Source organism: Vibrio sp. 378, from assembly GCF_033339435.1.
The window spans coordinates 1-604 of the sequence record NZ_JAWOUO010000795.1; the positions used below are offsets into that span (position 1 = coordinate 1).

The following is a 604-nucleotide window of genomic DNA, read 5'->3' on the forward strand; positions in this document are numbered from 1 at the left end:
TCCTCGAATGCTTTCACGTAATCTTGAGCCGATACGGCATCAAGTTGCTCGGCTTGTAAGCTGAAATCATAAAGTGCGAACTCATCGGCGAAAATCACCTCGGCGAGCTCTCCCCAAATCTTTCTCGCTTCGGATTTTAATCGTTCGACACGAGAGGCGAGCGGTTGCTGCTCATCAAACAACAAATTGCCAACGCTTTGCTGCCAAAGACCATCGAGTTGATGGTAGTTCGCTAACAAATTAAAACGCTCTGCAGACAAATCTATAGCTAGTTCATTAAGTTTGAATTCGCAATTAAGCTCGGACATACAGGTGTGCCAAAACGTCTCGATTTCTGCTTTCAATGCTCGACCTTTAGAGCGGTTTAGTCGCTCTGCAAGATCTTGAGTCTCAGTGGGCATGTTGTCTGATTTTGACTTGGACTTTTGTGTACTGCTTTGGCGCTGGGGTGGCGTCGAATCACTATCAACCAATGTGATTGATTTATCCTGCAACTCCGAAGAAAGCTGCGTTAATTGATCGCGCTCGTCGACATTGACGGAAAACCAAACTATGCCCGCCAAAGCGGCGGACACAGTGATTAGTAAGCTAAGCTTCATGGCTT

The 604-nt window shown here is 46.4% G+C and carries 1 pseudogene; it reads right to left on the minus strand.

Going from position 1 to position 604, the window contains the following annotated elements:
- Window positions 1–599: pseudogene (locus R7Q48_RS28890) on the minus strand (chromosome partitioning protein ParA); the annotation flags it as partial.
- Window positions 600–604: the final 5 nt, after the last annotated feature.